This window comes from Pseudolactococcus insecticola (assembly GCF_011170065.1).
Lineage (GTDB): Bacteria > Bacillota > Bacilli > Lactobacillales > Streptococcaceae > Pseudolactococcus > Pseudolactococcus insecticola.
The window spans coordinates 78,821-101,117 of the sequence record NZ_BLLH01000008.1; the positions used below are offsets into that span (position 1 = coordinate 78,821).

11 protein-coding genes are annotated in these 22,297 nt (G+C 43.9%); 10 read left to right on the forward strand and 1 reads right to left on the reverse strand.

Annotated features, from left to right (window positions below; translation table 11 throughout):
* Positions 1-257 precede the first annotated feature (257 nt).
* The 9 genes from cshA (at position 258) to rpoC (ending at position 16,018) form a co-directional block, all read left to right on the forward strand.
* Positions 258-1,814 carry a degradosome RNA helicase CshA gene (gene cshA / locus Hs20B_RS07485; protein WP_172357169.1) on the forward strand — a complete coding sequence of 519 codons (1,557 nt, stop codon included), beginning with the start codon at positions 258-260 and terminating at the stop codon, positions 1,812-1,814.
* 118 nt (positions 1,815-1,932) lie between these two features.
* A complete protein-coding gene (gene era, locus Hs20B_RS07490) occupies positions 1,933-2,832 on the forward strand; it encodes a GTPase Era (protein WP_172357171.1) in 900 nt (299 codons plus the stop codon).
* Positions 2,832-4,460 (forward strand): putative polysaccharide biosynthesis protein, encoded by a 1,629-nt coding sequence (locus tag Hs20B_RS07495; RefSeq protein WP_172357173.1) that lies wholly within the window; start codon positions 2,832-2,834, stop codon positions 4,458-4,460. Before era ends, Hs20B_RS07495 begins: the two co-directional genes overlap by 1 nt.
* 16 nt (positions 4,461-4,476) lie before the next feature.
* On the forward strand, positions 4,477-4,629 hold the full coding sequence (locus tag Hs20B_RS07500; RefSeq protein ID WP_172357175.1) for a hypothetical protein: 153 nt from the start codon (positions 4,477-4,479) through the stop codon (positions 4,627-4,629).
* Entirely contained in the window at positions 4,626-5,225 is a 600-nt protein-coding gene (gene nrdG / locus Hs20B_RS07505) for an anaerobic ribonucleoside-triphosphate reductase activating protein (protein ID WP_172357177.1), read from the forward strand. Before Hs20B_RS07500 ends, nrdG begins: the two co-directional genes overlap by 4 nt.
* 73 nt (positions 5,226-5,298) lie before the next feature.
* Positions 5,299-6,339, forward strand: a complete 1,041-nt coding sequence (locus tag Hs20B_RS07510; RefSeq protein ID WP_172357179.1) for an oxidoreductase — start codon at positions 5,299-5,301, stop codon at positions 6,337-6,339.
* Positions 6,340-6,366: 27 nt separating this feature from the next.
* Positions 6,367-8,253 carry an endopeptidase PepO gene (gene pepO, locus Hs20B_RS07515; RefSeq protein WP_172357181.1) on the forward strand — a complete coding sequence of 629 codons (1,887 nt, stop codon included), beginning with the start codon at positions 6,367-6,369 and terminating at the stop codon, positions 8,251-8,253.
* Positions 8,254-8,657: 404 nt separating this feature from the next.
* Entirely contained in the window at positions 8,658-12,251 is a 3,594-nt protein-coding gene (gene rpoB, locus Hs20B_RS07520; RefSeq protein WP_172357183.1) for a DNA-directed RNA polymerase subunit beta, read from the forward strand.
* 71 nt (positions 12,252-12,322) lie between these two features.
* Positions 12,323-16,018: a DNA-directed RNA polymerase subunit beta' gene (rpoC, locus tag Hs20B_RS07525; protein WP_172357185.1), complete on the forward strand. Its 3,696-nt coding sequence runs from the start codon at positions 12,323-12,325 to the stop codon at positions 16,016-16,018.
* Positions 16,019-16,117: 99 nt separating this feature from the next.
* Here the strand turns inward: rpoC and Hs20B_RS07530 are convergent, their stop codons facing one another.
* The gene (locus Hs20B_RS07530; protein ID WP_172357187.1) at positions 16,118-17,116 is read right to left on the reverse strand and encodes a hypothetical protein; all 999 of its coding nucleotides are present in this window, start codon (positions 17,114-17,116) and stop codon (positions 16,118-16,120) included.
* 259 nt (positions 17,117-17,375) lie between these two features.
* Here Hs20B_RS07530 and Hs20B_RS07535 point away from each other — a divergent pair.
* Positions 17,376-22,297, forward strand: a 4,922-nt coding sequence (locus tag Hs20B_RS07535) for a KxYKxGKxW signal peptide domain-containing protein (protein WP_172357189.1), incomplete at its 3' end; no start/stop codon positions are given.

The following is a 22,297-nucleotide window of genomic DNA, read 5'->3' on the forward strand; positions in this document are numbered from 1 at the left end:
ACGTGTGATTTTTTCTTTGGATGATTTTTGACGCTCAAAACGTGAAAACGCATTCTTAACTAGAGTGCTATCATTTTCACTAAAATTGTGCTATACTTAATAGGTTGTCCAATCGGGGCAACCGTCACTCAATGGAGTATTTGGATTTAGTATTTAGCGTTTTGAGCCTGTTTGCTTGAAATGCAAACAAGTTTATGATGAATGAACTTATAAAATAAGATTACCGAAAACTCCATGATATTTGAATGGAGAAACATTTGAAATTTACAGAACTCGGATTGTCAGAAGACATCCTATCAGCAGTTACAAAAGCAGGCTTTGAGCAACCAACGCCTATCCAAGAACAAACAATCATGCTTGCGCTCGCAGGCCGTGATGTTATCGGTCAAGCTCAAACAGGTACTGGTAAGACAGCTGCCTTTGGCCTACCAACACTTGATAAAATCGACGTCAACGGTGGTTTGCAAGCCTTAGTTATTGCACCAACACGTGAACTTGCGGTGCAATCACAAGAAGAACTTTTCCGTTTTGGTCGCGACAAAGGCATCAAAGTCCGCTCAGTCTTTGGTGGTGCGAGTATTGACAAACAAATCAAAGCGCTCAAATCTGGTGCACATGTCGTTGTCGGCACGCCAGGTCGTATGGTTGACTTGATTAAACGTCGTGCACTTCAGCTTGGTGATATTGAAACCTTGATCCTTGATGAAGCTGACGAAATGTTGAACATGGGCTTTATTGATGACCTTGAATTTATCATTAAAGCAACGCCAGCTGCGACACGTCAAACGCTTTTGTTCTCAGCGACAATGCCTGATGCCATCAAAAAAATCGGCGTGAAATTCATGAAAGATCCTGAACATGTCAAAATCGTTTCAAAAGAAATGACATCAGACTTGATTGATCAGTACTATGTGAAGACAAAAGAATTTGAAAAATTTGACGTCTTGACACGCCTGCTCGATGTTCAAAAGCCTGAACTTGCTATTGTATTTGGTCGGACAAAACGTCGTGTTGATGAAATCACACGTGGTTTGAAATTACTCGGTTACCGTGCAGAAGGTATCCATGGTGATTTGGCACAACAAAAACGCTTGGCTGTTTTGCGTGATTTTAAAAATGACAATCTGGATGTTTTGGTAGCAACTGACGTTGCGGCGCGTGGCCTTGATATTTCAGGTGTGACGCATGTCTACAACTATGATATCACCCAAGACCAAGAAAGCTATGTTCACCGTATTGGCCGTACTGGTCGTGCCGGCAAATCTGGTTTGTCAATCACTTTTGTGTCAAATAACGAAATGGGCTATTTACGAGCGATTGAACGTTTGACGAAAAAAGAAATGAAAGGCATGAAGCCACCAACACGTGAGGAAGCTTATCAAGCAAGCCTTGCTGTTGCATTTGACGAAATCAAACGTGATCTGACAGATCCAAAACTGGCGGCTAAACTCGACAAATTTGACGAAGATGCTGACAAGCTTTTGGCTGAATATGATCCAAAACTTTTGGTTTCACTCTTGCTTCAAGCCAAAGTAAAAGATCCTGATACACGTCCAAAAGTTGAAATCGCAGCTGAAAAACCATTGCCATTTAACGGTGAAGGTGGTAAAGGCGGCGGCCGTGGCGGTAATCGTGGTGGTGGCCGTGGACGCAATGATCGTCGTGGTGGTGGCTATAACCGTGATAAACGTGGCGGACGCGATCGTGATGACCGTAACAAAAAAGATTACTATAAAAAAGATAAGCAAAAAGTCCATCCAAAAGCGACTGAAAAGAAACCTGGTTTTGTGATTCGTAATAAGGGTGATAAATAAACTTGCAATAGGCAACTCTGAAAAGTCGGAAACGGCTTTTTGTGTTATAATAAAGAGATAAAAAATACAGTCGTTGGCAACTGTGCCAAGATTACCTTCTAACTAGAAAGAATAAAACATGACCTTCAAATCAGGATTTGTATCCATCATCGGCCGTCCAAACGTCGGTAAATCAACCTTGCTCAATCATGTTATGGGGCAAAAAATTGCCATCATGAGTGATAAGGCGCAGACAACACGTAATAAAATCCAAGGGATTTATACAACCGAAACTGAGCAGATCGTTTTCATCGATACACCAGGGATTCATAAGCCACACAATGCTTTGGGTGACTACATGGTGGAGTCTGCTTACTCGACTTTGCGAGAAGTTGACACGGTGCTGTTTATGGTGCCTGCCGATGAGGCGCGTGGCAAGGGTGACAACATGATCATTGATCGCTTGAAACAGGCCAATGTCCCTGCTATTTTGGTTGTCAATAAGATTGATAAGGTGCATCCAGACCAGTTGCTTGCACAAATCGATGATTTTCGCACGCAGATGGACTTTAAAGAAGTTATCCCGATTTCAGCCTTAGAAGGCAATAACACGGATAAGTTGCTTGAAATTCTCAAAAGTAATCTGGAAGAAGGATTCAAATATTTCCCTGATGATATGATTACTGATCACCCTGAGCGTTTTTTGGTCGGTGAGATGATTCGGGAAAAAGTGCTGATTTTGACACGCGAGGAAGTGCCGCATTCGATTGCGGTGACAGTTGACTCGATGAAACGTGATGAAGATACTAATAAAGTCCACATCATGGCGACAATTTACGTTGAACGCAAGAGTCAAAAAGGCATTATCCTTGGTAAAGGTGGTGACATGATCCGCAAAGTCGGGAAAATGGCACGCCGTGACATCGAGCTCATGCTAGGAGACAAGGTTTACCTAGAAACATGGGTTAAAATCAAGTCAAACTGGCGTGATAAAAAAATTGATATACAGGAAATGGGTTATCGCAAGGACGATTATTGATGGAAAATGCAGAATTTATAGAAGAAGAGATTTCCACTGCTGAAAATCAGCAAAATAGGATGCTTGCTGGCACTTTTTGGATGACAGCAGGCGATTTTCTCTCAAAAATCTTGGGTGCCATCTATATCATTCCTTGGTATGCCTGGATGGGTACCCACGGTGATCAGGCAAATGCCCTGTTTTCAATGGGTTATAACGTATATGCCTTGTTTTTGCTGATTTCAACGGCTGGTATTCCAGTTGCCATTTCGCGTGAAGTTGCCAAGTACAATGCGCTGGGTGATCGCAATATGTCTTATCGATTAGTCAGACAAATGCTGGTCTTTATGGGTGTACTGGGGCTATTTTTTGCTGGGGTTATGTATTTGCTTGCGCCATTTTTTGCCAGTCTATCTGGTGGTGGCAAGGACTTGATTCCAGTCATGAAAAGCCTGTCGCTTGCTGTCTTGGTTTTCCCTGCTATGTCGGTGATCCGAGGTTATTTTCAGGGTCTTAGCAACATGAAGCCTTACGCACTCAGCCAACTCATGGAGCAGATTGTTCGTGTGATTTGGATGTTGGTTACAGCTTATACGATTATGAAGATTGGCTCGGGGGACTGGGTGAAGGCTGTGACGCAGTCAACAACAGCAGCTTTTATCGGGATGATTGCAAGCACGGTTGTTTTAGTTGTTTCCTTGATGCGACAAGGTGATATTTCAAAGATTGCAAATCCTGGTAAGTCAAATCACGAGATAAATGCCGTCAGATTATTAACGCAGACTTTAAAACAGGCCATTCCGTTTATTGTGATTGGGTCTGCCATCCAAATTTTTAAATTGATTGACCAGTCAACATTTCCGCATGTTATGAGACTTGTTGCGAACTATACAGATGCACAGCTGATGATTTTTTTCTCTTACTTTTCAGCCAACACGGATAAATTGACCATGGTCTTGATTGGTGTTGCGACAACGCTAGGCGGTGTCAGCATTCCGCTTATAACATCCAGCTATGTCAAGGGTGAAAAAAAAGAAACGGCGCATCTGATTTCTTATAGTGTTCAGCTGTTTGCGATTTTCATGATTCCTGCAGTTGTGGGTATGAGTCTTTTATCACGAAATATTTACACGATATTTTATGTGACACCAAATCAACTTCAGCTCAATCTCTTTATCTTTGCCTTCTTGCAAAGTTTTCTACTTGCGAGCTACGCCATGTTATCGCCTATGTTACAAGCGCTGCACCACAGCCGACTTGCCATGCGCTATTTTGGCGCAACGCTTATCATCAAGCTGATTTTGCAGGTGCCTGCGATCTATCTCTATGAGTCATATGGGCCGATGATTGCGACGACGATTGCTTTTGGGACGGGCGTTTTCCTGTTTCTGCGCAAGATTCAGCAGGTTTCAAATTTCTCAATCAAGGCGACATTTCGCGGTGTTTTGGGCATTGTCTGCATGACGGCGGTCATGGCAGTTATTGTTTTGGTGGTCAAATGGTTGCTGCCGTCAAACGTCTATCTGACGACAGTTGTATCGGGAGGTATTGGCCTCATTAGCTATCTGATCATGGCAGCAAAACTTGGCTATCTTGAAAAATTGCTAGGGGCAAAGGGAACATCTTTGCGCCGTAAACTTCATATTTAACAAAGGAAAGACACACATGGGTAAATATCAACTCGACTATAAAGGACAAGCATCTGTCCAAAAATTTCACGAAAAAAATTCGACGGGTAAGTCTGATAAGCAAAAAAAGCTTGATGAGATTAAAGCCAACTATCTAAATAAGAAAAAGAAATCAGGCAAGTCGCTATGAACAATCCAAAACCGCAAGAATGGACTTCTGACGAGTTGTCACAAGGCTATATTGCAGACTACAAACCGCTAAATTTTGTGGATGGTGAAGGCATTCGTAACTCACTTTATGTGAGTGGGTGCATGTTTCATTGCGAAGGTTGCTACAATGAAGCGACATGGAATTTTCGATTTGGCACGCCTTATACGGCGGAGCTTGAAGCACGTATCATGTCTGACATGGCACTGTCTTATGTGCAAGGTCTGACTTTGCTAGGTGGCGAACCATTTTTGAACACGCAAGTTGTTTTACCGCTTGTTAAGCGCATCAAAAAAGAGTTACCAGAAAAAGATATTTGGAGCTGGACGGGCTATACTTGGGACGAGCTCATGCAAGAAACGCCTGATAAACTTGAATTGCTTGATAATATTGATATCCTAGTCGACGGGCGTTTTGAGCTGGCTAAAAAAAATCTACTCTTGCAATTTCGTGGGTCGTCAAATCAGCGGATTATCGACGTAAAAAAATCTCTCGCTAAAGGAGAGGTTGTCATCTGGGATAAGCTCAATGACGGCAAGCAATCTGTTGAGCAATTTCACAAAGAAAAACTCATCTAACAAGTCATATGAAAGACGTTCACAAGGGCGTTTTTTTCATTTTTAACATATAATAGAATATGAGGTAAATAACATGAAAAAACTAAATATCGCCTATGTTGGCTTTGGCAAATCAACAAATCGCTATCACATTCCTTTCGTCAGAACACGTGACACCTTCAATATCAGCCGTGTCTATGTCAGAAGCTTGGGGAAAAATCCGATTGAACAGGCTGCGCTTGAAGCAACAGGCACGATTTTCTCTACTAATATCCATGATATTATCAATGACGCAACTATTGATCTGGTTGTAGTTGTGACGCCTGCGACGACGCATTTTGACTTGGCACGTCAACTTTTGACGGCTGGGAAAAATGTCTTGTTGGACAAACCTGCTGTTGAAAAGCGCTCAGAAATGCAAGAACTCATCAACATCGCAAAAGAAAAAAATCTATTTTTTATGCCCTATCAAAATCGTCGATTTGACAGTGATTATCTGACGGTCAAACACATTCTTGAAACGGGCTATCTGGGGCGGATTATTGACGTTGAACTGCATATGGACCATTATCGTCCGTCAGATGAGATTCAGAATGGTCGTCAGATTGACGGTGCTTTCTATGGTCATGGCGTGCATTTGGTTGATCAGATGATTGCGCTGTTTGGTGTACCAGATCGTGTGACTTACGACATTCGTGCGACGAGAAACCCCGCATCAAGCCTTGATGACCAGTTTGAGGTTGGCTTATTTTATGCTGACAATATGAAAGCCACGGTGCAGGCGACTGAGATGGCGATGACGAGCTATCCCAAGTGGGTCATCAAAGGCAGTCGTGGCAGCTATATCAAGTACAACATGGATCAGCAGGAAAATGACCTTAAGGCCTATATCTTACCGGGAGATTCGGGCTTTGGGAAAGATGCGCCGCAAGATTTTGGCAAGCTCGTCTATCTCAACCAGAGTGGCGATCGCATCGAAAAATACATCCCGTCTATCACAGGTGACTACGGTCGTGTTTATGACGCTGTTTACGACACTTTGGTCAATGGTGCTGAAAAATTAGTCACAGACACGCAAATGCTAGCTGTCATTGCAACACTTGAAAATGGCTTTACGGCGCAACAAATGCTATAATATGAGAAAATGAAAAGAGGATGTTAAATGGTACGGATACAAGATGATTTATTTGAAGCAGTCAACGCTGACTGGCTTGCAACGGCTGAAATCCCCAGTGATCGCCCACGTCTAGGTGCGTTTGATGAGCTCGTCATTGAAAATGAAGCAAGATTGATGAACGACTTTGCAACAACAACTGACTTCGGTGATGACACCGTCATGAACGAATTTGCCAAGTTTTATCAAAAAGCTGGTGATTTTACAGCACGTGCAGCATTTGGTACGGCTGTTGTGAAACCTGAACTTGCGCGCGTTGAAAGGTTGCGCGACTTCGCTGACTTAGAAAACCAATTGGCTGACTTGATTCTGACGAGTCAAGCGTCACTGCCGTTTAACCTGTCTGTCGATACAGATATGAAAGATGCAGTGCATTACGCGTTGACCTTGTCTGGTGCTGGCCTCATCTTGCCTGACACGACCTATTATGCCGATGAACATCCCAAAAAAGCTGAGTTACTCGCGCTTTATACCAAAAACACTGTAGAAATTCTCAAAAAGTACGGATACGACGCAGATTTTGCACAAAAAACAGCTGAAAATACAGTCAAGTTTGATGAGATTTTGGCGCAATATGTTAACACGTCAGAAGAGTGGGCAAAATATGCAGAGCTTTACAATCCGATCAATATCGCTGACTTTACAGCAGCAAGCAAAACGGTCGATTTTGACAAGCTCATCAGAAGTCTAGTCGGACAATTACCCGACAAAGTCGTAGTCTATGAGCAACGTTTTTATGCGAATTTTGATAAAATCATAAACGCTGATAATTTTGACATCATTAAATCGTGGATGCTTGTGAGTGTGGCGCGTGGTGCGACGAATTTTTTGTCAGACGAGATGCGGATTTTGGGCGGTGAATTTTCACGTGCCGTATCAGGAATTGCCGAAGCACGTAGTCAAGAAAAACATGCATTTGACCTTGCAACAGGGCAGTTTTCACAAGCAGTTGGTCTTTACTATGGTAAAAAATATTTTGGTGAAGCTGCAAAAGCTGACGTGAAACGCATGACCAGCCAGATGATAAAAGTTTACCAAGAACGCCTTGACAGCAACACTTGGCTCAGCCGTGCGACTATTGACAAAGCCATTCAAAAGCTTGATGCCATGACTGTTTTTATCGGATATCCTGACAAGTTGCCTGAGCTTTATCAAGCGTTTGTAGTGGGTGACGCAAGTATCTATGCGGACGCAGTTAAGTTCAACAATGCTAGAAGTAAGCACCATTATGAGAAGTTCTCAGAAGCTGTGGATAAGACTGAGTGGCACATGCCTGCGCATATGGTCAATGCCTACTTTAGTCCAAATAGCAATACGATTGTTTTTCCTGCAGCGATTTTGCAAGCGCCATTTTACTCAGCTGTAACGCAAACCCCAAGCCAGAACTATGGCGGGATTGGTGCCGTTATTGCCCACGAAATCTCGCATGCTTTTGATAATAACGGTGCACTTTTCGATGAGTTTGGCAACATGAAAAACTGGTGGACGCCTGAGGATTTCAAAGCCTTTGAAGCTAAGCAAGAAGAGATGATTGCTGAGTTTGACGGCCTTGAACTCGCAGGAGGTAAGGTCAACGGTAAGCTGATCGTCTCTGAAAATATCGCAGACGCAGGTGGTCTGACGGCTGCCATGAGCGCAGCAAAACGCGAAGAAACCGTCAATCTGACCGAATTTTTCAGCCAATGGGCAACGGTATGGCGCCTCAAAGCAAGTCAAGAATACACGCAAATGTTGCTTACGATGGACGTCCATGCCCCAGGAAAACTGCGCGCTAACGTTCAGCCGACCAACCTTGATGAATTTTTCGAGACGTTTGATGTCAAAGCAGGCGACGGCATGTGGCGTGATAAAGCTGATCGTGTTAAAATCTGGTAAGTTTGAAAATTGTATAGACGATATAGGAAATGTGAGTGATCACATTTTTTTGTATCGTTTTGTTTTTCTGAGACTTTTGAGTTAACCTGAAAGTACTCTCTTCTTTGATTTTTTACCTTGAAAATCCCAGCAATTCATGCTATAATAAGTTAAATAGTTTGTCGGCAAAATCTGTGGGAAATATTGTCCCCACGGGATTTGTGAGCAGCGAGAATCCATATTTTCGTTGCTTTTTTTGACGCTTTGGCTAGCAATTCTATGCCGATGTCATCAAAAAGATAAGGTTCTGAAAATTTCAAATTAATTTCAGAATCTGATAACGGCAAACCAAAATTTATTGCATCGTTCACTTTAATTTTTAGATGGTTGCGCTTTGGCACAACATCTTAAACAAGGAGAAAATCTTGGCAGGACATGACGTAGCATACGGTAAACACCGTACAAGACGCAGTTTTTCGCGAATCAAAGAAGTACTTGATTTGCCGAATTTGATCGAAATTCAAACAGATTCTTATCAACAATTTTTGGATCAGGCTTTGGCTGATGTATTCAAAGAAATGTTGCCAATCGACAATTTTGCAGGGACAAAGGATTTGGAGTTTGTCGGTTATGAGATGAAAGAACCAAAATACACAATTGAAGAAGCGCGTGCACATGATGCCAACTATTCTGCGCCTTTATTTGTGACTTTTCGTTTGGTCAATAAAGAGTCTGGTGAGTTAAAAACACAAGAAGTTTTCTTTGGTGATTTCCCACTCATGACTGAAATGGGAACCTTCATCGTCAATGGTGCAGAACGGATCATCGTTTCGCAACTTGTACGTTCACCTGGGACTTATTTCCATCCAAAAATTGACAAAAACGGTATAGAATCATATGGCCACACAACCATCCCTAACCGTGGTGCTTGGTTTGAGCTTGATACAGATGCCAAAGGTATTGGTTATGTCCGCATTGACCGTACACGTAAGTTACCATTTACGACGATTTTACGTGCGATTGGTTTCGGTTCTGACGACGACATTTTTGAGTTGCTCGGCGATAGCGAGCTTTTGCGCGCAACCATTGAAAAAGACATTCACAAAAACGCCAGTGACACACGTACCGAAGAAGCGCTCAAAGACATCTATGACCGCCTGCGCCCTGGTGAACCCAAAACGGCTGACAGCTCTCGTAGCCTCTTGACTGCACGTTTCTTTGACCCACGCCGCTATGATTTTGCGCCTGTTGGTCGTTACAAAGTCAATAAAAAACTGGCACTCAAAAACCGTTTATTTGGCTTAACGCTTGCTGAACCATTGGTTAGTGCTGAAACTGGGGAAATCCTAGTTGACAAAGACACAGAACTCACACGTGATGTGCTTGACGGCATCGAAGAAGCGCTTGATAATGGCTTGAACATGGTCACACTTTATCCATCAGACGATGCTGTTCTGACGGAACCAGTTGACATTCAAGTCATCAAAGTGTACTCACCAAAAGATCCAGAAAAAGTTGTCAGCGTCATTTCAAATGGTCAAATTCCAGCTGAAATTCGCAACCTGACGCCTGCTGATATTATCGCAAACATCAACTATTGGTTGGGACTTAACGAAGGTATTGGCCGTGTCGATGATATTGACCACTTGGGAAATCGTCGCATTCGTTCAGTTGGTGAATTGCTGCAAAACCAAGTCCGTATTGGCTTGAGTCGTATGGAACGTGTCATTCGTGAGCGCATGAGTTCTGCTGATGATGAAAACATGACACCACAATCTCTGATCAATATTCGTCCTGTCACAGCAGCCATCAAAGAGTTCTTTGGTAGCTCACAATTGTCACAGTTCATGGACCAACATAATCCCCTGTCTGAGTTGTCTCACAAACGTCGTTTGTCAGCCCTTGGACCTGGCGGATTGACACGTGACCGTGCAGGATATGAAGTACGTGACGTGCATTATACCCACTATGGTCGTATGTGTCCAATCGAAACACCCGAAGGTCCAAATATCGGTCTGATCAATAACTTGTCATCATTTGGTAAAATCAACGAATATGGTTTCATCATGTCACCATACCGTCGGATTGACCATGCAACAGGTATTGTCAGCGATGAGATTCATTATCTGACAGCCGATGAAGAAGATAACTATATCGTAGCGCAAGCAAACTCACCGCTGACTGAAGATAATAAATTTGCAGTTGACACTGTTATGGCGCGTACCCGTGGTAACAATATCGAAGTTGAAGCTGAAAAAGCGGATTTCATGGATGTGTCGCCTAAACAGGTAGTTGCAGTCGCCACAGCATGTATTCCTTTCTTGGAAAACGATGACTCCAACCGTGCCCTCATGGGTGCCAACATGCAACGTCAAGCAGTACCATTGATTGACCCGCATGCACCGTTTGTAGGGACTGGTATGGAGCACCAAGCAGCGCATGATTCAGGTGCTGCCATTCTTGCTAAGCACGAAGGAACAGTTGAGTTTGTTGATGGAGCAGAGATTCGCATCCGCAGAACTTCTGGCGAGCTCGACAAATATACAGTAACAAAATATCGTCGTTCTAACTCAGGTACGTCTTACAACCAACGTCCGCTTGTTCAAGTTGGCGATAAAGTTGACAAAGGCGAAATCATTGGTAACGGACCTTCTATGGAAGGTGGGGAAATGGCGTTAGGTCAAAATCCACTCGTTGCCTACATGACTTGGGAAGGTTATAACTTCGAGGATGCTGTTATTATGAGTGAACGTCTGGTTAAAGATGACGTTTATACCTCTATCGCAATCGAAGAATATGAATCAGAAACACGCGATACAAAGCTTGGCCCTGAAGAAATCACACGCGAGTTGCCAAACGTTGGTGAAGAAGCAATGCGTCATCTTGATGAATTCGGGATTATCCGCATTGGAGCTGAAGTCAAAGAGGGCGATATTCTCGTCGGTAAAGTCACACCGAAAGGTGAAACAGATCCAACACCAGAAGAACGTTTGTTGCGTGCCATTTTCGGTGAAAAAGCGCGCGAAGTTCGTGATACGTCGCTTCGTGTACCACACGGTGCCGATGGTATCGTCCATGACGTGAAAATCTTCCGTCGTGAAAATGGAGATGAACTCCAAACAGGTGTTAATACGCTTGTTCGTGTCTTCATCGTTCAAAAACGTAAGATCCACGTTGGGGATAAAATGGCCGGTCGCCATGGTAATAAAGGGGTCGTCTCTCGCATCTTGCCAGTAGAAGATATGCCGTACTTGCCAGACGGTACGCCTGTTGATATCATGCTAAACCCACTCGGTGTGCCATCTCGGATGAACATCGGACAAGTTATGGAGCTCCATCTTGGTATGGCAGCTCGTACACTTGGTATTCATATCGCAACACCAGTCTTTGATGGGGCGCGTGATGAGGATATCTGGAACACCGTGAAAGAAGCTGGTATGGCTGACGATGCGAAGACTGTCTTGTATGACGGACGTACAGGTGAAGCCTTTGATAACCGCGTATCAGTCGGTGTCATGTACATGATCAAACTTCACCACATGGTCGATGATAAACTCCACGCCCGCTCAGTTGGTCCTTACTCACTTGTCACACAACAACCACTCGGCGGTAAAGCGCAGTTTGGTGGACAACGTTTCGGGGAAATGGAAGTTTGGGCACTTGAAGCCTACGGCGCAGCCAATATCCTTCAAGAAATCCTAACTTACAAATCAGATGACGTCGTAGGCCGTACCAAAGCTTATGAAGCCATTGTCAAGGGAGAAAAAATCCCTGCACCAGGCTTGCCAGAGTCATTCCGCGTATTAGTCAAAGAATTACAGTCACTCGGTCTTGACATGAAAGTGCTCGACGTTGATGACAATGTCCTTGAACTTCGCGAGCTGGATGATGACAATGACATCCACCTGCACAACAACGATAAGGTTGAAGTGACAGTTGAGATGTTAGAAGAAAAAGAAGCAGAAGTCGCAAAAGCGATTGCGGTTGAAGAAGCAGCGATTGAAAAATCTGAGCAATAATCAACGATAACCACACGCAAAAGGTACTCGTATTATGATAAAAAGAGTACCTTCTCAAAACAGGAGAAAAAATGGTCGATGTAAATAAATTTGAGAGTATGCAAATTGGGATTGCATCTCCTCAAAAAATCCGTTTTTGGTCTTTTGGTGAAGTCAAAAAACCTGAAACAATCAATTATCGTACACAAAAACCAGAACGTGAAGGCCTTTTCGATGAACGCATTTTTGGTCCATCAAAAGACTGGGAATGTAGCTGTGGTAAGCTAAAAGGCGTCTTCTATAAAAACCAAGTCTGTGAAGCCTGTGGTGTACAGGTCACACGTGCAAAAGTACGTCGTGAACGCATGGGACATATCGAACTTGCGGCACCAACATCACACATCTGGTATTTCAAAGGCATCCCGTCACGTATGGGCTTGGCCTTGGACATGAGTCCACGTTCGCTTGAAGAAATCATCTATTTTGCAAGCTATGTGGTCATTGACCCCAAAGAAACAGCGCTTGAGAAAAAACAACTTTTGACAGAACGCGAATACCGCGAACAAATGCTAAAAAATGGTTTTGGTTCATTCGTCGCAAAAATGGGTGCTGAAGCCATCCAAGATTTGCTAAACGACGTAGATCTGCCAACTGAAATCTCAGCACTCAAAGAAGAATTGCAAACGGCAACAGGACAAAAACGTGTCAAAGCGATTCGCCGTCTGGATGTTTTAGATGCCTTTAACAAATCAGGCAATGAATTGTCATGGATGATCTTAAACGTCTTGCCAGTTATTCCGCCGGACTTGCGTCCAATGGTACAGCTCGACGGTGGGCGTTTTGCGACAAGTGATTTAAATGACTTGTACCGTCGTGTCATCAACAGAAACAACCGACTCAAACGTTTGATGGAGCTTAATGCACCAAATATCATCGTTCAAAATGAAAAACGGATGCTCCAAGAAGCAGTTGATGCCTTGGTAGATAACGGCCGTCGTGGTCGTCCAATCACTGGACCAGGTAACCGTCCGCTCAAATCCCTCAGCCATATGCTCAAAGGGAAACAAGGTCGTTTCCGTCAAAACTTGCTTGGTAAACGTGTTGACTATTCTGGTCGTTCCGTTATCGTTGTAGGGCCAACGCTCAAGATGTACCAATGTGGCGTGCCACGTGAAATGGCAATCGAGCTCTTCAAACCATTTGTCATGAGCGAAGTTGTCAAACGTGACATGGCACCAAACATTCGTGCGGCAAAACGCAAAGTTGAACGTCAAGATCCAGACGTTTGGGATGTTTTGGAAGATGTCATCAAAGAACACCCGGTATTACTCAACCGCGCACCTACCCTTCACAGACTTGGAATTCAAGCATTTGAACCTGTCTTGATTGATGGTCGTGCCATTCGTCTTCACCCACTTGTGTGTGAAGCCTACAATGCCGATTTCGATGGGGACCAAATGGCCATTCACTTGCCTTTGTCAGAAGAAGCGCAAGCTGAAGCACGTATTCTCATGCTTGCGGCTGAACACATCCTCAATCCAAAAGATGGTAAGCCAGTCGTAACGCCGTCTCAAGATATGGTCTTGGGTAACTACTACATCACCATGGAAGAAGCTGGTCGTGAAGGCGAAGGCATGGTCTTTGCTGACGCAAATGAAGCTGAGCTTGCTTGGCGTAATGGCTATGTTCACTTGCACACACGTGTGGGAATCGCAACAAAATCCCTCAACAAACCTTGGACAGATAGCCAAAAAGATACCATCATGGCAACAACTGTCGGGAAAATCTTGTTCAATGCAATCATGCCTGAAGAGTTTCCATATCTGAACGAACCAACACAAGATAACCTGACATCACAAACAGACGATCGTTTCTTTATGGCGCCTGGTGAAGATGTGACTGCCTTTATCGAAAATCTTGATTTGGTGCCTCCATTCAAGAAAAAACATCTGGGTAATATCATCGCTGAAGTCTTCAAACGTTTCCGCACAACTCTGACGTCAGAAATGCTTGACCGCCTGAAAGACCTTGGCTACCACCACTCAACTAAGGCTGGTCTGACCGTGGGTATCGCTGATATCCCAGTCGTTGAAGACAAGCACTTGATTATCGAAAAAGCCCACAGTGATGTGGCTGCGGTAACCAAACAGTTCCGCCGTGGTATGATGACCGATGACGAACGCTACACTGACGTTACGGACATCTGGCGTGGTGCCAAAGAAGAGCTTGAACATAAGCTGATCGACGCACAAGACATGTCAAACCCAATCGTTATGATGATGGACTCTGGTGCCCGTGGTAATATCTCCAACTTCTCGCAACTTGCGGGGATGCGTGGCTTGATGGCTGCACCAAATGGTAAAATCATGGAACTGCCAATCATCTCAAACTTCCGTGAAGGTCTGTCCGTTTTGGAAATGTTCTTCTCAACTCACGGTGCGCGTAAAGGGATGACCGATACCGCTCTGAAAACAGCCGATTCTGGTTATTTGACACGTCGTTTGGTTGACGTGGCGCAAGATGTGATCATCCGTGAAGATGACTGTGGCAGTGACCGTGGTCTTGTCATCAGCGACATTGCGACTGGTAAAGAAATGGTTGAACCGTTGTCTGAACGTCTCAATGGTCGTTATACCCGTAAATCAGTGGTCAATCCTGAAACAGGTGAGATTATCATCGGAGAAGATGAGTTGATTACTGAAGCCATTGCAGCGCAAATCGTTGCAGCTGGTATCACTGAGGTGACCATCCGTTCTGTCTTTACATGTAAAACACGTCATGGTGTATGTAAACACTGTTATGGTGTCAACTTGGCAACTGGCGATGCAGTTGAAGTGGGCGAAGCAGTCGGTACCATCGCTGCCCAATCAATCGGTGAACCAGGGACTCAGCTTACAATGCGTACATTCCACACGGGTGGTGTGGCATCATCTGAGGACATCACGCAAGGGCTGCCACGTATCCAAGAAATCTTTGAAGCGCGTAACCCTAAAGGGGAAGCTGTGATCACTGAGGTGACAGGCGAAGTCGTTGAGATTACTGAAGATGCGGCGACACGTAAGAAAGAAGTCACTGTCAAAGGTGACACGGATACACGGACTTACGCTGTACCATTCACAGCGCGCATGCACGTCGAAGTGGGTGATTTCATCCACCGTGGTACGCCACTTACCGAAGGTTCTATCCAACCTAAACACTTGCTCCAAGTGCGTGATACACTTTCAGTTGAAACGTATCTGCTTGGCGAAGTGCAAAAAGTTTATAGAAGCCAAGGGGTTGAAATCGGCGACAAGCACGTTGAGGTCATGGTACGTCAAATGTTGCGTAAAGTGCGCGTCATGGATGCTGGAGATACTGATCTCTTGCCTGGTACGCTCATGGATATTGCTGACTTTGAAGAAGCCAACCAACAAATCCTCTTTGATGGTGGTGTGCCAGCAACGTCTCGTCCAGTTCTGATGGGAATCACAAAAGCCTCTCTTGAGACAAATTCATTCCTATCAGCAGCGTCGTTCCAAGAAACAACACGTGTTCTGACAGATGCAGCCATTCGTGGCAAAAAAGACCATTTGCTTGGCCTGAAAGAAAATGTTATCATCGGAAAAATCATCCCAGCTGGTACTGGTATGGCACGTTACCGTAATCTTGAACCGCTTGCTGACTTGACAAATTCACCAGAAGCAATTGCTGCAGCACAAAAAGCTGCTGAAGAAGCAAAAGCTACTGCTGAAGAAGTAGCTGAAAATGCCGCTACTAGAGCTAAAGAAGCAGTGACTGAAAAAGTTTAAGTTATAGATAAAAAGTTGTCTTCGGACTGCTTTTTTTGCTTTGGCAGATAATACGACATGAAAATAGCAGCACCTAATTTAGGTGCTGCTATTTTGTCTTTAATATAGCATATTAGCATAGCTATCGCCATCACAATCATCTTCTCGCCAAGCGTTTGTAAAGTCAGAAAAATGTTGATACTGCTCCAAAAATGACGTTTTGTTAGGCTTATCTAGGAGATGGTTGTCTAAAATGACTTCAACAGCGCTAAAGAAAGCTGTTTTGAGAGGCTCAGCATCTTCAGGATGACCGAGTAGTTCAAGATAGAGAATTTCAGCGAATTTCTGATGAAAAGCTAGATAGGTATCCTGCTGAGATTGTCGTTCTTTTTGTAAACTTTTATAGAATTTTTTGATATTGATATGATCACGACGATAGATAGCAGATATAAAAAGTGAATATTTTAGGTTGTTAATCAAAAACATCGACGCATGGTCATCGGCCACAATCTGCATTAACTCATCTAGGTTAGATGAAAGATTGACAAATAGTGAGGTGTCAGACACGCGTCTTAAAGTCGCTAAAATCGCGATGATGGAGATTTCATAGGTTGTCCAAGCGTCCCGTTTGATGAGTCGATCGTAAATGGCAGTTAAGAAATGATCGGCTTCATCAGGTTTATGCTCATACTCAGCAGTAATCAGGTCTATCAGATCAATCGTAGTTGGAAAGTATTTCTGGGTTGCGAGGTTTGTTTTGATTTTTTCAAAAATCATTTTGGACTGTGCTAGATTTGCTTGGGTTGGATGACCACGAAGATTTTTTGTGGCGGTTAGTATGATTTCCAAGATGCTTGCTACATCCCAAATGTCATAAGTCGTATCATGCTCAGGCGCAAGTAAGTCAGCCTTTGACGGTCGCTCATAAAACGCTGTGACCCCCTCAAATGCTGTGAAATTCAGAAAAAGTGCTAGCGTTGTGACGTCGGCTATCGTTGGTAGTTGTTCCCCGCTCATGAGTCGATAAAATCTTGATCTGCCCATATCTACGGGATCGAGGTAAGTTAGCTTGAGGTTTTTCTTTTTTCTCAAATAGTTAAACTGTTCCATGTATTTCATTTTATTTTATCCCCCAAAAATGATTATTCTTTTATTTTATCACGAAAAAAATAGCAACTCAAACGATATTCGTATCTGTTTTTAGAAAAAAAAAAAAGAACAAGTAAAGAAACTGAAAAATTAAAAGATGGTTTTAGATCTGTTCCTTTATTTAAAAATGCAGTTTTGAAAGCTTGTTTCAGTTGTTTTTATTTCGTAATATGTTAATATAGCAAATTAAACGCAGTTTAACGCTAGCCATAGAAGGAGAATAATAAGGATGGGGAAAAGATTTAAACATGATGTGGAGCGGAAAAATACAAATTTCCGCTCTTGGAAGTCGGGTAAGACCTGGCTTTATGCGAGTACGGCACTCGCAATCTTAGTAGGTGGTGGCTATACTGTCACACAGACGTCTCAAAGTGGGACGCACGTCGTAAAGGCCCTCGAAGTCAGTGATAACCTCTACCAGGTACCAACAATTACACCAGCAGCACTTGAGCCTAACAGTGATGTCTCTGTTCCGATGTTTGCCATCTCGGATTCATCAGGTAAAGTCGTTGATGTCTCAACACAGGCTGACTTTCTGGCAGCATGGGCAGATAACACTGTCACTCAGATCAATATCGTAGGTGACTTTAGTCTGACAACTGATACAGCAGCCAGAACGGGTAATATCGTCCTAAATGGTAAAGATGCGTCTGGCACGGTACATACCATCTCAACAGGATCTGGCGTTCAGTTCCTCATAGGAGATACTAGTGGTGCTACTATGGTGGTCACTGACTTGAACATCAAGTCTGCTGAACAAGGAACGGCCACTAACTCTCAAGGCTCCTCTACCTTTGCAACAAATCCTGTTCTCCCAGCAAGCTCTACTGGTTCAGTAACTATGGAGTTCAACAATGTTAACTACAGTGGGACGACAAGTACAGGTAGTACTGCAACAGCTACCAACGGTGGCGGACGTCTTTTCTACAATCCGAACGGTGCCGTTTACTTTGCAGGGACTGGTGTTGTTAACACTGTGCAGGAAGCAGGTACTATGGGCTCGTTCTATATGGTAGATAATGCCAACTGGACCTTCCAACGTATGGGAACAAATACCTATTCATTCTTCTACTTTATCTCCTCTGCTACCCAAGGGACAGGGAAAAATACTGAAGTTGTCTTAGGCAATGGCTCAACCCTACAAACTCGGATGCCAAGCTCAAATTACGGTATCTGGTATGACTCGGTTTCTGCAAATCCTATGCAAAAAGTCACAACGGGTAATGGGGTCACAATTGACTCAACAGGGGTTAACTCCATCATTGGTGATAATAACGCCTATACTGTTGCACAAGTAAGCATTGGTACTAATAACACGATTATCGGTTCAGGTTTCTCTAGTGGCGCGATTAATATCGGTGGAACAGCAACTGTAACGATCCACTCTGGATTGACGGCAACCTTTGTTGGTAGTACCTATCAATTCAACATGGCAGCTGCCGCTAACAAAATTACGATTATTTCACCACAATCTCTTTTAGTCCAAAATACATCAACATTAGCGCCAAACGTTGTCACAAACCTAGGTGTTTTAGAGATCGATAATGCTGGCTTGACACGTACGACAGGTAATCCACTTGCCTTTACATCACTCATAAAACCATCAGGTACAGCACCTACAGCAGCTACGATGACTGCCATGGATGGTAGTGGTACGTCAACTCAGAATATCTCAGGTAGTACTTTAACTATCAACTATGTCGGTGCAGGACGTGATGTTTACTACGACTATGTTGATGCGTGGACTGGTCAAGTCATCGCCTCAAACGACGCCAACACTGACCCTGTCTATGCCAATGGCGGGATGACGCTGAACTTTGCGGATCCTTTCTATCAAAATATCGCGCGGATTCCAGGGGTGACGGGTGGCTATCCGACATCCTATAGCTTTATCACGTCAGCAGCGGATCAGGCTAAGTATGGTGTTACACAGGCAGGTACAGCAGTTGTCGGCTATACGGCAGATGCAGACCATGCAACTGATCAGCCAGTACTTGTCTCTGGTACGTTTGATGGGACAGGTGATATTGACGATCCAGTTCGTATCTATGCGATTGGTGCTAACCCTGACTCAGCAGCAGTGACTTATACAGACACGACAGGTGCCACGATCACAGCAGCAGCGAGTCAGACTAATATCATCAAAGGTTATCTGAATGCTACGTATAGTGTGCCTGCTGCACCTGCTCTCAGTGGCTATGTGTTTGACCATGTTGAAGTCAACGGGACAACAGTAGACTTGAACGCGGCAACAACAGGTACTTATACCTCAGGTACAGATACAGTCAAATATGTTTACCAAAAACTAGACGCACAGCGTGTCGTTGTCAACAACTCAGGTTATAATAACGCCTTGACTTTAAACGGAAATATTGACGGTTTGTCTGGTGAGGCCTTTACACAAAACTTTACAGCGCCTGCAGGTGCCACGTTTGACCTTGCAGCAACGCAAGCAGGCTTACCAACTGGTGTGACGGTGACATTGAGCGATGATAAGAAAACAGCGACTGTTTCAGGTAACTTTGATACAAATGCCAACAGTGGTGGGACAGCTGACACTGACCCAACCCAACAAACGGTTAATCTCGTTTTAGCAAACCCTCAAAGTGCGACATTGACATCACCTTCTACAAGTGTGACAAGTGAATCAGTAGATGGAAATGTGGGAGATCCGATTTCTTTCGCGCAGACCGATACTGACTTAGCAGCTAATGGCAGCTATAGTGTTGTCTACACGGTGGAGGGTGTCGCAGGTTCTACGACTTATGCGACGCTTGCTGCAGCATTAGCTGCTCACCCAGTATTTGACAATACTGATAACACACTCAATAACGGTGTAGATGCGGGTATACAACACTTCACTGTTTTGTATGGACAGGGAGCCACGATCACGTCTACTGGTGATCCTGCAACTGTAAAAGCTGAAGAAACGCAAAGTGGTTTGACTGGTGACCCTATTACATTTACAACAACGGATGCAACGCTTGCACGCGATGGCTATACGTATACCGTCACTGGTCCTGATGGCGTTAGCTATGCGACATTAGCACTTGCTCTCGCAGCTAATCCGACTTACGATGCAGACGATGCAACAACACAAAACTTTAACGTGGTTTATACACCAGACTATCAAAATGCCGTGCTCATCTCGGCAAATGATCCATCGGGTAAAATCCCAACAAATACTGCGGATGCATTGACAGATTCGAACTACTTTGTTGAAGGTGTGACTGATGAAACAATCCCGGCTATGGGTGTGACAGATGCTGACTTAAACCGTGATTCTGGAGATGAGCGCACGGCTGACAGTTATTGGCGCTATCATATTGTTGGTCCTGATGGTACAGAGTATGCCAATGTTGCTGCGTTGAATGCAGCAGGCTTGACGTTTGATAAGACAAACAATGGCACATCGAAAACTGACTCAGCGACACAACAGTTTACAGTAGTCTACACGTATGATGATGTTGACTCGACTGATGATAGCGAATCTGATGAAATTTCAGATTCTGATGCAGATCTTCAGTCTGAAGAAATTTCAGATTCGACAGAAGATAGTGATGCTATTGAAGATAGTGATTCGACAGAAGATAGTGACTCTGATGTGGATTCTGAATCGATGGAGGATAGTGATTCTACTGAAGATAGTGATTCAACAGAAGATAGCGATTCGACTGAGGATTCAGACTCATCCGAAGATAGCGACTCTAGTGAAGATAGCGATTCCTCAGAAGACTCAGATTCATCAGAAGATAGCGACTCTAGTGAAGACTCAGATTCAACAGAAGATTCTGATTCAACATATGATTCAGACTCCAATGCTGGTAAAGACTCTACTGAGGTGAGTGATTCGACCGAAGACTCGGATTCAGCTGAAGATTCAGATTCAACCGAAGATAGCGATTCCACAGAGGATTCAGACTCAGCTGAAGATAGCGACTCAACAGAAGACTCAGACTCAAGCGAAGATAGCGACTCAACAGAAGACTCAGACTCAAGCGAAGATAGCGATTCCACAGAGGATTCAGACTCAGCTGAAGACAGCGATTCCTCAGAAGATTCAAACTCATCAGAAGATAGCGATTCCACAGAGGATTCAGACTCAAGCGAAGATAGCGATTCCACAGAGGATTCAGACTCAGCTGAAGACAGTGATTCCTCAGAAGATTCAGACTCAAGTGAAGATAGCGATTCCACAGAAGACAGTGATTCAACGTATGACTCAGACTCCAATGCTGGTAAAGACTCTACTGAGGTGAGTGATTCGACAGAAGACTCGGATTCAACAGAAGATAGCGATTCAAGCGAAGATTCTGACTCATCAGAAGACAGCGATTCAACAGAAGATTCAGACTCAAGCGAAGATAGCGATTCAACAGAAGATTCAGATTCATCAGAAGACAGCGATTCAAATGAAGATTCAGATTCATCAGAAGACAGCGACTCCTCAGAAGACTCAGATTCATCAGAAGATAGCGATTCTAGTGAAGATTCGGATTCAACATATGATTCAGACTCCAATGCTGGTAAAGACTCTACTGAGGTGAGTGATTCGACAGAAGACTCAGATTCCACAGAAGACTCAGATTCAACAGAAGACTCAGATTCCACAGAAGACTCAGATTCATCAGAAGACAGCGATTCAAGCGAAGATTCAGACTCATCTGAAGATAGCGACTCCTCAGAAGATTCAGATTCATCAGAAGACAGTGACTCCTCAGAAGACTCAGATTCAGCCGAAGACAGCGACTCCTCAGAAGACTCAGATTCAAGCGAAGACAGTGATTCAACAGAAGACTCAGACTCAAGCGAAGATAGCGATTCATCAGAAGACAGTGATTCAACGTATGACTCAGACTCCAATGCTGGTAAAGACTCTACTGAGGTGAGTGATTCGACAGAAGATAGCGATTCCTCAGAAGACTCAGATTCAGAAGAAGATAGCGATTCAACAGAAGACTCAGATTCATCAGAAGACAGCGATTCAACAGAAGACTCAGACTCATCTGAAGACAGCGATTCCTCAGAAGATTCAGACTCCGATGAAGATTCAGATTCAACAGCGGATAGCGAATCAGCAACTGCGCTAGATTCAACAGAAGATAGCGACTCAACAGAAGACTCAGATTCAGACGAAGACAGCGATTCCTC